At 71.1% G+C, this 14893-nt stretch carries 13 protein-coding genes; 8 read left to right on the top strand and 5 right to left on the bottom strand.

What is annotated here, in order from left to right; translation table 11 throughout:
• Positions 1 to 275 precede the first annotated feature (275 nt).
• From AB0B50_RS20615 to AB0B50_RS20645, 7 genes are all read left to right on the top strand, one after another.
• Entirely contained in the window at positions 276 to 686 is a 411-nt protein-coding gene (locus AB0B50_RS20615) for a phosphopantetheine-binding protein (protein ID WP_362333502.1), read from the top strand.
• Between the two features lie 8 nt (positions 687 to 694).
• Entirely contained in the window at positions 695 to 1132 is a 438-nt protein-coding gene (gene acpS / locus AB0B50_RS20620; RefSeq protein WP_362333504.1) for a holo-ACP synthase, read from the top strand.
• Positions 1133 to 1233: 101 nt separating this feature from the next.
• Positions 1234 to 2565, top strand: coding sequence for a beta-ketoacyl-[acyl-carrier-protein] synthase family protein (locus AB0B50_RS20625; protein ID WP_362333507.1), 1332 nt, complete (start codon positions 1234 to 1236; stop codon positions 2563 to 2565).
• Complete coding sequence (locus AB0B50_RS20630) at positions 2562 to 3860, top strand: beta-ketoacyl-[acyl-carrier-protein] synthase family protein (protein ID WP_362333510.1); 1299 nt, start codon at positions 2562 to 2564, stop codon at positions 3858 to 3860. The genes AB0B50_RS20625 and AB0B50_RS20630 overlap by 4 nt, the downstream gene beginning before the upstream one ends.
• Positions 3861 to 3954: 94 nt before the next feature.
• Positions 3955 to 5055, top strand: coding sequence for a 3-oxoacyl-[acyl-carrier-protein] synthase III C-terminal domain-containing protein (locus AB0B50_RS20635; protein ID WP_362333513.1), 1101 nt, complete (start codon positions 3955 to 3957; stop codon positions 5053 to 5055).
• 322 nt (positions 5056 to 5377) lie between these two features.
• Positions 5378 to 5677: a peptidoglycan-binding domain-containing protein gene (locus AB0B50_RS20640; protein ID WP_362333516.1), complete on the top strand. Its 300-nt coding sequence runs from the start codon at positions 5378 to 5380 to the stop codon at positions 5675 to 5677.
• 301 nt (positions 5678 to 5978) lie between these two features.
• Positions 5979 to 6353, top strand: coding sequence for a hypothetical protein (locus AB0B50_RS20645; protein ID WP_362333518.1), 375 nt, complete (start codon positions 5979 to 5981; stop codon positions 6351 to 6353).
• A 63-nt stretch (positions 6354 to 6416) separates the two neighbouring features.
• Here AB0B50_RS20645 and AB0B50_RS20650 read toward each other — a convergent pair whose 3' ends face one another.
• A complete protein-coding gene (locus AB0B50_RS20650) occupies positions 6417 to 7265 on the bottom strand; it encodes an SAM-dependent methyltransferase (RefSeq protein WP_362333521.1) in 849 nt (282 codons plus the stop codon).
• Between the two features lie 202 nt (positions 7266 to 7467).
• Here AB0B50_RS20650 and AB0B50_RS20655 point away from each other — a divergent pair, with 202 nt between their 5' ends.
• Positions 7468 to 8175, top strand: coding sequence for an alpha/beta hydrolase (locus tag AB0B50_RS20655; RefSeq protein ID WP_362333523.1), 708 nt, complete (start codon positions 7468 to 7470; stop codon positions 8173 to 8175).
• 39 nt (positions 8176 to 8214) lie between these two features.
• Here the strand turns inward: AB0B50_RS20655 and AB0B50_RS20660 are convergent, their stop codons facing one another.
• From AB0B50_RS20660 to AB0B50_RS20675, 4 genes are all read right to left on the bottom strand, one after another.
• Positions 8215 to 10326 carry a DNA topoisomerase IV subunit B gene (locus tag AB0B50_RS20660; RefSeq protein WP_362333525.1) on the bottom strand — a complete coding sequence of 704 codons (2112 nt, stop codon included), beginning with the start codon at positions 10324 to 10326 and terminating at the stop codon, positions 8215 to 8217.
• Positions 10327 to 10434: 108 nt separating this feature from the next.
• Positions 10435 to 12447 (bottom strand): DNA topoisomerase (ATP-hydrolyzing) subunit B, encoded by a 2013-nt coding sequence (gyrB, locus tag AB0B50_RS20665; RefSeq protein ID WP_362333959.1) that lies wholly within the window; start codon positions 12445 to 12447, stop codon positions 10435 to 10437.
• Positions 12448 to 12853: 406 nt separating this feature from the next.
• Positions 12854 to 13621 (bottom strand): bifunctional 2-polyprenyl-6-hydroxyphenol methylase/3-demethylubiquinol 3-O-methyltransferase UbiG, encoded by a 768-nt coding sequence (gene ubiG / locus AB0B50_RS20670; RefSeq protein ID WP_362333528.1) that lies wholly within the window; start codon positions 13619 to 13621, stop codon positions 12854 to 12856.
• Positions 13602 to 14864, bottom strand: coding sequence for an FAD-dependent monooxygenase (locus tag AB0B50_RS20675; RefSeq protein WP_362333531.1), 1263 nt, complete (start codon positions 14862 to 14864; stop codon positions 13602 to 13604). The genes ubiG and AB0B50_RS20675 overlap by 20 nt, the downstream gene beginning before the upstream one ends.
• Positions 14865 to 14893 lie beyond the last annotated feature (29 nt).

Genomic DNA, 14893 nt, shown 5'->3' on the forward strand with positions numbered 1-14893 from the left:
CACCTGTCGCGCTCAGGCTCAACCACACGGACCGGAAGTCCCTCCCGGGCACGCCCTCGTTCACGGCGAGTTCGCACGCCGACGGGAGCCTTCGGCACGCCACTTCAGCGCATCAGTGTTCAAGGTGGCGTCAAGAAAGCCGTCGACCACGGCGCGGCATCGTGGCATCGGCCAGGGGGCGAGTGGCCCGAGTGCCGGTCCGCCCGTAGGGGACGGATTCGCCTCCGGACGGCCGCTCGACCCCACCGAACCGTTCCGTGGAAGGACAACTCGCCATGACCCGAGCACCCCACGACCTGCTCACCCCCATCCGCGAGGCCGTCGCCGAGGCGATCGGCATCGACACGGAGGAGGCCCAGCCCGACGCAGCCCTCATCGGCGACCTGGGAGCGGAGTCCCTCGACATGCTGGACATCATGTACCGGATCGAAGGCGTCTGCGGGGTCCTGCTCACCGTCGACGACATCTCCGACCTGCTCCAGGGCGGCATCCCCGACGAGGAGTTCGCCGACGAGGACGAGGTGGTCAACGACACCGGCCTCACCCACCTGGAGAAGGTCCTGCCGCAGTTCGACCGGAGCCGGCTGACCGAGCCGCTCATGGCCGACGACGTGCTCGGCCTGTTCACCATCCGCAACCTCGTCGACCTGGTGAGCCGGCGCACGGCGCTGGCCGACGCGGCCTGACGCGGCCCGTGCTGCGCACAGGAACCCTGCCCCGGCTGCTGATCGGCACCGACCTGGTGGCCGTGGACCGGCTGGCACGGCTGCTGCGGGACCACCCCGCCCTGGTCCGCCGCGTCTTCACCGAGCGCGAGCGCGGCTACTGCACGAGCCGCAGCCGCCGGCCCGCGGAGCACCTGGCCGCGCGGTTCGCCGCGAAGGAAGCGGCCATGAAGGCACTGCGGACCGGCGCGGCCGGAGTGGACTGGACCGACATCGAGGTCGTCAACCAGCTGGGCGGCTGCCCCGTGCTGCGGTTGCACGGGGCAGCCGGGCGACTGGCCCGGCGCGCCGGAGTGGCGCAGAGCGAGGTCTCGCTGTCGCACACAGCCGGATTCGCCGTGGCCCAGGTGGTGCTCGTCTGCGCACCGGGCCCTGGAGCCGGGGCCGAACACCCCGCCCGTCCCTGAGGGAGAAGGACCATGACCATGCAGCTCACGCGATGGCCCGCAGGGGCCCGCACCGACGGCCGGGGCGTCCGGCGCCCCGGCACCGGCCCCGTGGAGGCGCGATGAGGCGCGTCGTGATCACTGGCGTCGGCGCGGTCACCCCGCTCGGCAACGATGCCGCAAGCACGTGGCAAGGGCTCGTCGAAGGGCGCAGCGGCGTGGGGCCGATCACCACCTTCGACCCCACCGGCTTCCCGGTGCGGATCGCCGGAGAGGTACGCGGCTTCGGCCCCGAGGCACTGCCGGACGGTTTCGCCGGTGAAACCCTCTCCCGGGCCGGGCAGTTCGTGGTCGCGGCCGCCGCCGAGGCGCTGCGCTCGGCGGGAACACTGGACCCCGCGCACCCGGAGGACGAGCGCGGGGTGTCCCTCGGAGCCTGCTGCGGCCACCCCGACCTCCAGCTCATGATGGACGTCGGCGCCGAGCGGGAGGCGACCGGGAGACCGGACGCGTTCGTACGCAGGACGCCCGACGCGGTGTTGTGCGAGGACCAGAACGTGCCGGTGAACGCCGTGGCCCGGCTGCTCGGCGGCTACGGCCCCGCCTTCGGCGTCAGTACGGCGTGCTCCGCTTCCGGACACGCCATCGGCGAGGCGCTGCGCTCCATCCAGGAGGGCGACGCGACGTTCATGCTCGCGGGCGGCTTCGACGCGCTGACCACCTGGATCGACGTCATCGGATTCAACAACCTCGGCGCCCTCACCCGCGACTACAACGACGACCCGCAGTCGGGTTCGCGGCCCTTCGCCGCGCACCGCTCGGGCTTCGTGCTCGGTGAGGGCGCCGTGGTCCTCGCGCTGGAGGAGCGCACCGCCGCACTGGAGCGGGGCGCCGAGATCCTCGCCGAACTGCGCGGCTACGCCAGCACTTTGAACGCCTGGCGGGTCACCGACTCGCCTCCGGACGGTTCCGGGGCGGACCTGGTCATGCAGCGGGCGATCGCCGACGCGGGCCTGACCACCGACGCCATCGACTACGTCGTCGCCCACGGCACCGGCACCCCCGGCAACGACCGCTCGGAGACCAACGCGATCAAGACGGTGTTCGGCGACGGCGCCCACCGGCTGGTCATCAGTTCCCCCAAGTCCATGGCGGGCCACCTCACATCGGCGAGCGCGGCGCTCGGCGCCCTCACCGCCGTCGGCGCCATCCGCCACTCCGTGGTGCCGCCGACGATCAACCTGGACACACCGGACCGGAAGCTCGACCTGGACTACGTGCCCAAGGCGGCGCGCCGCATGCCGGTGCGGACCGCCGTGGTGAACGCCTTCGCGTTCGGCGGCAGCAACTCGTGCCTGGTGATCGGCGCACACGAGGAGGACCCCGACGCCATCCCGAGCAGCCCGCCGACCACCACCTCGACCACCACCTCGACCAAGGAGAAGCACGCATGACCGGACACGAACGTCGGGTGGTGGTGACGGGCCTCGGTCTGGTGACGGGGCTGGGCGAAGGCGCCGCGGAGAGCTGGAAGGCGCTGTTGGCCGGACAGAGCGCGATCGGCCCGCTGCGCGCCTACGACCCCGAGCCGCTGCAGACCCGGCTCGGCGTCGAGATCGACGGCTTCGATCCCTCCCGGTGGGCGTCGCGACGTACTCTCAAGGCCGTCACCCGCAGCGAAGAACTCGCCATGGCAGGCGCCAGCCTGGCGCTCGCGGACGCCGGTATCGATGCCGAGGCCGGCCTCGGGGACCGCACCGGGCTCTTCCTCGGCAGCAACAAGGAAGCGCCCGAGACGGCCGGCATGATCCGCTCCCTGAACGACGTACGGAAGCCGGACGGCAGCGCCGACCTGCCCGAAATCGGCCGCCGCGCACAGACGTTGATCCATCCGCTGCTGTACGTCGTGGGGCTGCAGCCGGCCGCCGGTTTCTACATCTCGGAGCGCTACGGTATCCGCGGTCCCAACAACTTCTTCGCCGGTACGGCGGAGGCCGGCGCCGTCGCGATCGGCAGGGCCGCGCGCGCCGTGCGCCGCGGCGAGGCCGAACTGGCGCTCGCGGGCGGCTTCGACGACGCGACCTCGTGGTGGTCCATGGCCAAGCTGGACGTCGTCGGACAGCTCACCACGGACAACCAGCGGGGCGCCGAGGCCGTGCGCCCCTTCGACCGGGACCGCAGCGGATACGTTCTCGGCGAGGGCGCGGCGCTCCTCGTCCTGGAGGAGCGGGAGCACGCACGGGCCCGCGGCGCCCGCATCTATGCCGAACTCACCGGATTCGGCTCGGGCAACGAGCGCGTACGCCCGCATGGCACGACAGAGGACGGCGCGGGTCTGGCCCGTGCGATCCGCCGCGCGCTGCGCGACGCCGATAACGGCCCTGGCGGCGCCCCCGCAGGGGTCGACTACGTCGCCGCGCACGGCGACGCGACACCCTCCGGCGACATCAGCGAGACGCGGGCGCTGCGCGGTGCCCTCGGCACGGCGGCCGACACCCTCCAGGCCAGCAGCGTGAAGCCGCAGACCGGACATCTGGTCGGCGGCGCCGGTGCCCTCAACGCGGCAGTGGCCGCGCTCGCCCTCGACTCCGGCGTCGTCCCCGCGACCTGCCACCTGACCGATCCCGACCCCGCGTGCGACCTGGACTACGTGCCCGGTGAGCCGCGGGAGACCCGGCCGGAGTCGGCGCTCGCCCTGGCCCGTGGCCTCGACGGCCAGGCGGTGGCGCTGAGCCTGTCCCGCGCCTGACGACCCCGCTCCCACCTCCCACCTCCGCCTTCCGTCTTTCGACCTTCCGCCCCTGGACCTCCGCCCTTCGACTTTCGAGAACGGAGCACTGACCATGTCCCACCCCGCCCCGCACCACGTCTCGGTCCTCAGCACGGGGGCCGATCTGCCCGGCGACCCCATCGACAACGCCGCACTGGAGAAGCTGTGCGGGCCGCTGCCCGACGAAGTCCTGCGAGGCATCCAAGTCACCCGGCGGCACTGGATCGTCGACCCCGCCACGGGCGAGCACCACAGCGGAACAGCGACCATGGCCGAGAACGCCGCCCGGCAGGCCCTGGACCGGGCGGGCCTGACGGCCGGCGACGTCGACCTGCTCGTGGTGGCCACGGCGACCCCCGACTTCCAGCTCCCTGTCGCGGGTACGTACGTCCTGGAGCGGCTCGGCCTGGAGCACTGTGCGGTCATCGAGGTGCGGGCCGGATGCGTGGGCGCCGTACAGGGCCTGGACATCGCGCGGCGCCTGCTCGCCGACGGCACGTACCGCACGGCCCTGGTGGTCGGCGCCGAGTCCGTCTCGCCGCTCCTGGTCCACTCCTACCTCGGTCAGGATCCGCGCAAGGTGCGGATGCGGGACCGGCTCACCGTGCACACCTTCGGCGACGGAGCCGGAGCCGTGGTGCTGCGCGCCGAGGAGGGCCCCGCCACCGGTCCGGACGGCGTCTTCGCCACGCAGTGCCTGGGAGCCGGGCGCAAGCCCGGCATCCGCGTGGTGGGCGGCGGCACCGCACCCGCGCCACGCGGGGCCGACGCGGGGCGGCCCCCGCGGATCGAGGTGGACATCCCCGGCACCACCAGGCACGGCCCGGAGGTCTTCGTCACCGGGCTCCAGGACATGCTGACCCGTTCCGGCCTGGCTCTGGCCGACCTGGACGCGTGTGTGCTGCCGGAGGGCAACGCCGAGTACTTCGGCCGGGAGCTGGAGGCCGCGGGCATGACCGCCGCGGACCACACGGCCCTGCAGCCCAAGGTGGTGGAGAACCTGGCCGACGTCGGGGCGACGGGGTCGGCCGCGGTACCGCTCGCCCTCGACGACGGCTGGCGGCGGGGCCGCATCACGCCGGGGGACACCGTACTGCTCCTGGCCGTCGAGGCCACGCGCTACCTGTACGCGGGACTCACCCTGACCTGGGAGGCGGCCACGCCCGCGCGGTGAGCGGCGGGCCGTCCGTCCCCGCCTGCCGGTGGGGCTACCACGCCAGTTGACGAAGTCTCCGCAGTACAGCCTTGGTTGACCACCGCTACCCCAAAGGTTGAGCGCCAGGTCAATCAGCCACCCGACGACATGGCCTGACGGGCGACCCTAACCTTTCGCCAAGTGACGCCGATCGGCGCCGCTTTCGCGAACAGGGGGAAGCACGATGCGGAACAGGTTGGCGGTCGGCATTGCGACCGCTCTGCTGGCAGGTGGAGGCGCGTTGGCGTGGGGGCCGGGGGCGGCCGTTGCTTCGGCGGACACCGGTGGGGCGAAGGACTCCGTGGCAACGCAGGCCGCCGGCACCTGTGTGTATTACTCCAACTTCGGCAACTGGTGCGGCTTTTACAGCGGCACCGCCAATATCGGCTTCGGCAGCCCCAACTACGCCGCCGTCAAGGAGATCCAGTCCCTGATCAACCAGGTGACCATATGGACGCGGGACCACCAGGCACTGAAGGTCGACGGCCACTTCGGCGACAAGACGAAGAAGGCGGTCAAGTGGTTCCAGAGCACGTACAAGGTGAAGCCGTACGACGGCATTGTCGGCAAGAAGACGTGGGGAGCACTTCGCGCTCTCTGACCCGCAGAGATCCTCCGGCTCGGCACCGATGATGGGCCTCCCGGCCTTTCGGTCCTCCGGCCTTCTGGTCTTCAGGCATTCCGATCTTCTTGCCATGCGTCATGCCCCCCTCCCCAGCGGGAGGGGGGGCATTTCGCGTTGCGCCTGCGGACGAGGCCGTGCTGTGCGCGCCCCGAACCCCGGCGTCCCGCCTGCGGTATGACTAGTCACCGCTCCGGGTGGCGTGGCGCTTAGCCGCGATGACGCATGGGGATGGGTGGCGTGCACAGTGTCGGCCACCACATCTGGGAGAACCATCGACATGCCTCGCCGAACCGCTGCTCTCGCCGTCGTGATCGCCGCAACTCTCCTGTCGATCGCCCCGGCATCCGCCGCGCCCGCCCCGGACCGCGCGGCGGGCCTGGGAGACGTCTGCTTCTACACCGAGCCCGGCTATGCGGGGGCAAGCTGGTGCTATCGCCCGCCGGGCTACGCCGACGTACCGGCGCCGGTGCACGACAACGCCGCCTCCTTCGAGTCGAACGCCGACGTCACGGTGTACGCCATCGACTGGGTCAGGCCCGGTGAGTGCCTCTACCGCACGATCTGGACGGGCGACCGGAGCACCAACTGGGAGTGGCGCAACAAGCTGGACGCGGTGCAGAGCGTCGAGCCCACCGACTGCCAGCGCGGCTGACCTGTGCGCCCCGACGGTCGGGTCGATGGCCGGGTTCGCCGGGCCTGATCGCGGCGGCACCACTCAGCGTTGACGCACCGCGCCGACCAGGCCGCTGGTCCCGGTCGGCACCCCCGGCTCCGCCGCCCGGCCGTACCGGGCGGCGAGTTCGGCGAAGTCCGGCCGGTCGGTCATCCGCCAGCCGTGCCCCGCGAGCCAGGTGCCCGGGTCGTCCAGGACCGACTTCCAGTCCGCTCCCATGGACCGCACCTCGGCGGCCATCGCGCGCAGCCGGCCCCGCATCGAGGCCGAGTCGATGTGGTCGAGGGCGAGGACGGTGCCGGGCGCCGAGAGATCGCCCACCGCGGACAGGAGGCGGTCGTTCTCCTCCTCGGTGAAGTAGGGCAGCAGCCCTTCGATCTGCCAGGCGGTCGGCTCCTCGGGCCGGAAGCCCGCGCCGGTCAGCGCCGAGGTCCAGACCGGGTCGTAGAGGTCGGCGGGGACGACGGTCCGCTCGCAGGCCGGTGCGGCGGACACCGACCCGAGCACACGCTCCTTGAATTCGAGCAGCCGAGGCAGATCGACCTCGAACAGGCGTGTCCCGGACGGCCAGTTCAGCCGGAACGCCCGGGTGTCCAGGCCCGCCGCGAGCAGCACCACCTGCCGGATGCCCGATTGAGCCGCGCCCCGAAGGCGGTCGTCGTAGAAGCGGGTGCGCAGGGCGACGTACGGGGTGATCGCGTGGACCTGCTCGGTGGCTTCCCAGCCCGTGGCGGCCACGAAGTGCCGGGCGTACGGGTCGTCGAAGAGCTGGTCGGCCCGGCGGCTCTCGGCCACCCGACCGAAGGCGATGCCCACAGCGGTCAGGCTGACCCCGGCCGGCAGGTCCGGCGCGGCGGTCTCCCCGTTCAGGACGTACTCGTTGGTCGTCATCGCTCGCTCTCCTTGCTCGATTGCGGTACGCGAAGGTCCCCATCGGGACGGATCACGCTAAAGCCCCTGTGTGGAAAGGGACTTGACGCCGTGTTGAAGGTCGGAGGCCGAGGCGCCGACGGCGGCCCGCGTCCGTGCGCGGACCCGGCCGGTCAAGGCCCCTTCAAGGGCAACGACGACCCGCCGCGCCGACACTGACGTCATGAAGCTGCACACCCACACCTGGGGCACCGGCGACCGCGTCGCGGTGCTCGTCCACGGTCTGATGTCGGACCACCGCACCTGGCACCGGCTCGGCCCCGCCCTGGCCGGCCGCGGATACCGCGTCGTCGGCGTCGACCTGCGCGGCCACGGGAACAGCCCGCGCGGCGGCTACGAACTCACCGCACTCGCCGACGACTTGACCCATGCGCTGCCCCCGGACCCGGAGCTCGCCATCGGCCACTCGCTGGGCGGCCTGCTGCTCGGCCTCGCCGCCGACCGGCTGGGTGCCAAGCGCTGCGTGTACGCCGACCCGACGTGGGCCACCGCTGCCGCCGAGCGAGCGAGGTCCACCGCCGACAAGGTGGCGGCCATGGGGCAGTTCAAAGGCGCCAACCGCAGTATCGTGCGGGGCTTCAACCGCCGCTGGGACGCGGCCGACGTACGTGTGGAGGCGGAGGCGCGAGCCGCGTGGGACCCGGAGTCGGCAGCGGTGTTCGACGTCGACGACCTGACCGCGTACGTCCCCGAGGCGGCCGTGGTGCCCTCGCTCGTGCTGGCCGCCGCGGACAATCCACTGACGCTGAGCGAGGCGGACCGCGCGGACCTGACCGCCCGCGGTTTCGAGGTCCGGGTGGTGCGCGCCAGGCACTGCATCCATTACGAGGACTTCGACGCCTTCGTGGCCACGCTCGACGACTGGCTGTGACTGGCCCGCGACTTCAAGGGCTGCGGATGCGGCGGTGGCTCACAGGTCGAGCCGGAATCGGTCGAGTCCCACGGCGGAGCGTGAGATGAACTCCTTGCGGGGCGCGACGTCGTTGCCCATCAGGAGGTCGAAGACCCGCTCGGCGGCCTCCAGATCGGTGAGGTTGACGCGGCGCAGGGTGCGGCGCCGCGGGGCCATCGTTGTCTCGGCCAGCTGATCGGCGTCCATCTCGCCGAGGCCCTTGTAGCGCTGGATGGATTCCTTGTACCGGACGCCCGTGCTCTGGAACTGCGCGAGTGTGTCCCGCAGTTCGCGGTCGGAGTAGGTGTACACGTACGTGTCCTGGTCCTTCTCGGGCCGGACGAGCTCGATGCGGTGGAGTGGAGGCACAGCGGTGAAGACCCGACCGGCCTCGACCATGGGCCGCATGTAACGGTGGAACAGGGTCAGCAGCAGGGTGCGAATGTGCGAGCCGTCCACGTCGGCGTCGGTCATCATGATGATCTTGCCGTAGCGGGCCTGGCCGAGGTCGAAGGTACGGCCGGAACCGGCCCCCATGACCTGGATGATCGCGCCGCACTCGGCGTTCTTGAGCATCTCCGTCACGGAAGCCCTCTGGACGTTGAGGATCTTGCCGCGGATCGGCAGCAGTGCCTGGAACTCGGAGTTTCTGGCGAGCTTCGCCGTGCCCAGCGCGGAGTCGCCCTCGACGATGAACAGCTCGCTGCGCGCGACGTCATCACTGCGGCAGTCGGCCAGCTTGGCGGGCAGCGAGGACGATTCCAGCGCCGTCTTACGGCGGTGGGCCTCCTTGTGCCGTCGGGCCGCGACGCGGGCGCGGGCCGCCGCCACGATCTTGTCGAGGACGGTGCGGGCCTGCTGCTTGGCGTCGCGCTTGGCGGAGGTCAAGAACGCCTTGAGCTCCTTGGCCACGACCTGCGCGACGATGCGGGAGGCGGCCGAGGTGCCCAGCACCTCCTTGGTCTGCCCCTCGAACTGCGGCTCCGCGAGCCGGACGGTGACGACCGCGGTCAGGCCCTCCATGACGTCGTCCTTGACGACGTCGTCCTCGGCGACCCGCAGCAGCCTGGTGGCGCGCAGGGCCTCGTTGACGGTCTTGGCCACCGATCGTTCGAAGCCCGCGACATGGGGGCCGCCCTTGGGGGTGGCGATGACGTTGACGAAGGACTGGACGGTGGTGTCGTAGCCGGTACCCCAGCGCATCGCGACGTCGACGCCGATTTCCCGGGTGACCTCGGTGGGGGACATCTGACCCTGCTCGTCGAGTACCGGGACGGTTTCCTTGAAGCTGCCCTGCCCGCTGAAGCGCAGGACGTCGCAGATACCTCTGTCGTCGGCCAGGTACTCGCAGAACTCATTGATGCCGCCGTCGAAGCGGAAGACCTCTGTGCCCTTGCTGCCGTTTGCGCCGAGTCCGTACTCGTCGCGGACGACGATGGTCAGCCCGGGCACCAGGAACGCGGTCTGACGAGCGCGCCGGTGCAGCGTGTCCAGAGAGAGCTCTGCTTCCTTGAGGAAGATCTGGTGGTCGGCCCAGTAGCGCACGCGTGCACCGGTACGCGACATGGGGATCTCGGCGGTTCGGCGCAGGCCCTGAGCGGGGGTGAAGGGGGCATCGGGCCCGGGGGCCGTGTAGGTGCCGGGCACGCCGTGACGGAAGCTGATGGCGTGGGTGTGTCCGTGGCGGTCGACCTCGATGTCGAGCCGGGCGGAGAGCGCGTTGACCACCGAGGCACCGACGCCGTGCAGACCGCCGGACGCGGCGTAGGAGCCGCCGCCGAACTTTCCGCCGGCGTGGAGTTTGGTGTAGGCGATCTCGACGCCGGACAGGCCGGTGCGGGGTTCGGTGTCCACGGGGATGCCCCGGCCGTTGTCGTTCACCTGCACCGACCCGTCGCTGTGGAGGACGACCTCGATACGGGTGCAGACGCCGGCCAGGGCCTCGTCGACGGCGTTGTCGACGATCTCCCACAGACAGTGCATCAGGCCGCGGCTGTCGCTGGAGCCGATGTACATGCCAGGGCGCTTGCGCACGGCCTCGAGTCCGTCGAGGACGGTCAGGTGCCGCGCGGTGTAGTCGGAGCCGTCCTGGACGCGGCTGCCGGGGGACGGGACGGGGAACGTACTCACGCAGTGCTCTCTTCGGCTGCGGGCGGGCAAGGGCGGGCCGCCCAGGCCGCGGGTGCGGCCTGGGCGAGTGGTTGGCCGGGGCGAGTGGGCGGCCGGGAATCGGCGCGATCAGATGTCGAGGAAGCGCACGTCCTTGGCGTTGCGCTGGATGAAGGAGCGCCGGGCCTCGACGTCCTCGCCCATCAGGACGGAGAAGAGAGCGTCGGCGACGGCGGCGTCGTCGAGGGTGACCTGGCCGAGGACACGGTGCTCCTGGTCCATGGTCGTGATGCGCAGCTCCTCGGCGTTCATCTCACCCAGGCCCTTGAACCGCTGGATGGAGTCGTCCTTGACCCGGCGGCCGTCCTGCCGGCCCCGTTCCAGCAGGAGGTCGCGTTCGCGGTCCGAGTACGCGTACTGGAAGTCGTCGCGGGTCCACTTGATTTTGTAGAGCGGCGGGCGGGAGAGGTAGACGTGTCCGTGCTCGATCAGCGGTCGCATGAAGCGGAACAGGAAGGTCAGCAGCAGGGTGTTGATGTGCTGGCCGTCGACGTCGGCGTCCGCCATCAAGATGATCTTGTGGTAGCGGAGCTTCTCGATGTCGAAGTCCTCGTGCACGCCCGTACCGAACGCGGAGATCATCGACTGGACCTCCTGGTTGTGCAGGATCTTGTCGATACGGGCCTTCTCGACGTTGAGGATCTTGCCGCGGATGGGAAGGATCGCCTGGTACTGCGGGTTGCGGCCGGACTTGGCCGAGCCGCCGGCGGAGTCGCCCTCGACGATGAAGATCTCGCTCTTCGCCGGATCGTTGGACTGGCAGTCGGACAGCTTGCCCGGCAGGGCCGCTGACTCCAGCAGGCCCTTGCGTCGGGTCAGGTCCCGCGCCTTGCGGGCCGCCATCCGGGCGGTGGCCGCCTGTGTCGCCTTGCGGACGATGTCGGCCGCCTCGCCGGGATTGCTGTCGAACCAGTCCGTCAGGTGCTCGTGCACGACCTTCTGCACGAACGTCCTGGCCTCGCTGTTGCCCAGCTTGGTCTTCGTCTGGCCCTCGAACTGCGGCTCGCCCAGCTTGACCGAGATGATCGCGGTCAGACCCTCGCGGATGTCCTCACCCGTGAGGTTGTCGTCCTTCTCGCGCAGCAGCTTCTTCTCGCGCGCGTACCGGTTGACGACCGTGGTCAGCGCCGTGCGGAAGCCCTCCTCATGGGTGCCGCCCTCGTGGGTGTGGATGGTGTTGGCGTACGAGTAGACGCTGTCGGCGAACTGGCTGCTCCACTGCAGGGCCACCTCCACCGACAGCAGCCGCTCGGTGTCCTCGGCGGCGATGGAGACGACGGAGGGATGGGCCGGTTCACCCTTGCGGGCGTTGAGGTAGGCGACGAAGTCGGTGATGCCGCCGTCGTAGCGGTAGGAGACCGTCTTCGCGGCCCGCTCCCCGACGGTGCCCGGACCCGCTTCGTCGGCCGCGGCCGACGCGCGGGCCGACGCGCGCTCATCGGTGAGGGTCAGGGTCAGCCCTCGGTTGAGGAAGGCCATCTCCTGGAAACGCCTGGCCAGCGTCTCGAAGGAGTACTCGGTGGTCTCGAAGACGCCGCCGTCCGCCCAGAACGTCAGGGACGTGCCCGTCTCCGAGGTGGCCTCGTGGCGGGCCAGCGGCGCTGTCGGCGCTCCGCCCTCGTACTCCTGGGTCCACCGGTGGCCGTCGGTCCGGATCTCCGCCGACAGCCTGGTCGACAGCGCGTTGACCACCGACAGGCCCACACCGTGCAGACCGCCGGAGACCGCGTACCCGCCGCCTCCGAACTTGCCGCCCGCGTGCAGCACCGTCAGGACGACTTCCACGGCCGGTTTCTTCTCCACCGGGTGCATGCCCACCGGGATGCCGCGTCCGTTGTCGACCACTCGTACGCCGCCGTCGGCCAGGATCGTCACGTCGATCCGGTCGGCGACCCCGGCCAGCGCCTCGTCGACGGAGTTGTCCACGATCTCCTGCACCAGATGGTGCAGACCTCGCTCGCCGGTGGAGCCGATGTACATGCCGGGCCGCTTGCGTACGGCGTCGAGTCCGTCCAGGACGGTGATCGCGGTGGCGTCGTACGCACCGGACCCGGCATGGCCGTTCTGCTCGGCGCCGGAGATGTCGAAGGCGGCGTGAGTGCCGGAAGTCGTCACAATGCTCTCTTTTCGGGCACGGCAAACCGCGCTCCCGCACGCCATGGTGCGAGAGCGGTCGGATCGCTGGACGGAAAACGTGTCGCGGGTAGGCCTGAGAAGGCCCTCGGGGCCCGCCGGTCCCGACGCCGGGGAGGCGGCGGGACGTTCTCCAAGATACCGAAAGTCCGACGTGAACCTAGGGCGGGAAGCCACCCGTGCGCCCGCCTCGTGGCCGTGGAGCCCTCCAGTCAATCCCCCCTGCCCGCATGTCGAGAAAACCCCTGAGAGTGGCGCATGGAGCCTTTCCGGGCGCTTTGCTGCGCCGGGTTACAGGGGCTTTCTCAGGCGTGACGCTCCGGGGCCGAAGGCGCCCTCCCGGGACTTCGCCGTGTCAGCGCCGGGCCGCGCCCATGTAGGTGCACGAGAGGTCCCGGGTCGGCACGATCCGTGCACTGCCGTCGTGGCGCTTCCCGAGGATCGCCATGCCCGACATCCGGCCGAGCGAGGTGAACCCGGCCGCTCCCAGATGACCCACCATCTCGGCCGGGGTGATGAAGTCGTGCCAGTCGTGGGTGCCCTGCGGGACCGCGCGCAGCAGCCGCTCGGGCAGCCAGATCATCATCAGCCGGGCCGCGGTGGTCCGGTTGATGGTGTCGTAGAGGAAGACTCCGCCGGGCGCGAGGACCCGGTGGACCTCCCGCACCACCTCTCCCGGACTTGCCACGTGCTCCAGCACGTCGACACAGGTGACCACGGAGAACGAGGCGTCGGGGTAGGGGAGCCGCTCGGCCCTGCCGACGGAGTAGTCGATCTTCAGGCCGGCCTGCCGGGCATGCCGATCGGCCGCGGCGACGAGGTCCGGCGAGACATCCACGCCCGAGACGTCGGCGCCGCGTTCGCCGAGGAACTCCGTGGTGAACCCGCCACCGCAGCCCACGTCGAGGACCTTCTGATCCGCCCAGTCACCGTCGACGAACTGGTCGAAGTAGGCGAAGCGCGGGGCGTTGAACGAGCGCAAGGGCGCGGTGGGGCAATCGTTCGCCCACCAGTCGTCCGCGAAGGTGGCGAAGAAGTGGTCGTGGTCGCGGACGAGTTCGCGCTCCGGCTCCCGGTCGAGTGCGCGGCCGGTCGTGGCGGAGTCAGATATGGGTCGGGGCATCGCCGGTCTCCTCGGTAGAGCGGTGGGCTTCGGACGGTGGCTGTGGTGCCGGTGCGTGCGAGCGCTGCGGGTGGGCCCATCGGGTGCCGTAGGCGATGTGGCTCCTCTCGGCGGCGGCGAAGACCCGGGTGTCCCACAGGCGCCGCATGGCCGCCTCGCGCAGACGCACCGTCCAGGGGTTCGCCCATGAATTGACCCGGCCGATCCACCGGGCCTGGCGTTGCATGGCAGCCGTACGGGCGCGGCGCTCGGACTCGTAGGCGCGCAGTGCCTCTGCCGGGGCCCAGGGGCGGCTGCCGAGGCGGTCGGCCAGTACCAGGGCGTCCTCCAATGCCTGGCAGGCGCCTTGCCCGATGTTGAACGTGATGGGGTGCGCGGCGTCCCCGAGCAGGGTCACGCGGCCGTGTCCCCAGCGCCGGTCGGGGGCGCGGTCCACTACGTCGTACCGCGTGACGTCGCTCTCCGGTGTGGCCGCCAGGAGGTCCTGGATCGGGGCGGGCCAGCCGCGGTGCCGCTCGGCGAGCACGGCCAGGACCCCCGGGGCGTCCCGGCCGCCCTGCGGCGCGTTGGCCACGCTCATCCAGTGCACGATGCCGGGCCCGACGTCGTAATACGTGAATCGGTCGCCGCGGCCGATGAGGCCGTTGAAGGTGCCGGGCGGGATCAGCTCGTGCCGGAGGCGGGCACGGCCGCGCCAGGCGACGTAGCCGGTGTAGTGCGATGCGCTGGGGCCGTGCAGCGCATCGCGGACGGTGCTGTACACACCGTCGGCCCCGATCAGTACGTCCCCGGTGGCCTCGGTGCCGTCGGCCAGTCGCACCCGTACCCCGTGCCGGTCCTGGGCGATGCCGCACACGCGGGCGCCGGTGCGCAGGGCGGTGCGGGGGAGTGCGGAGCTCAGGATGCCGTGCAGGACGGATCGTTCGACGGCCACCGTGGGCTGCCCGTAGCGCTCCGCGAACCGGCCGACGGGCCAAGCGGCGAGCACCTCGCCCGTCCAGCTGCTGAAGTGGCACACGCGCTGCGCCGGGGCTGTTTCGAGGACCTTGTCGGCGAGGCCGAGGGCGTCAAGGGCGAGCATGCCGTTGGTCCAGACGTGCAGCCCGGCCCCGCCGTCCCGCAACTCCTGCCCGCGCTCCAGGACGAGGACGTCGAACCCGCGCTGCCGCAGCGCGACAGCCGCCGCAAGACCGCCGATGCCTCCTCCCGCGATGAGTACGCGACGGACACGCGTGTCGGACATCGGCTCGCCCTCCTCTTGTCTGCCGAATC

The organism is Streptomyces sp. NPDC041068 (assembly GCF_040647455.1).
GTDB lineage: Bacteria > Actinomycetota > Actinomycetes > Streptomycetales > Streptomycetaceae > Streptomyces.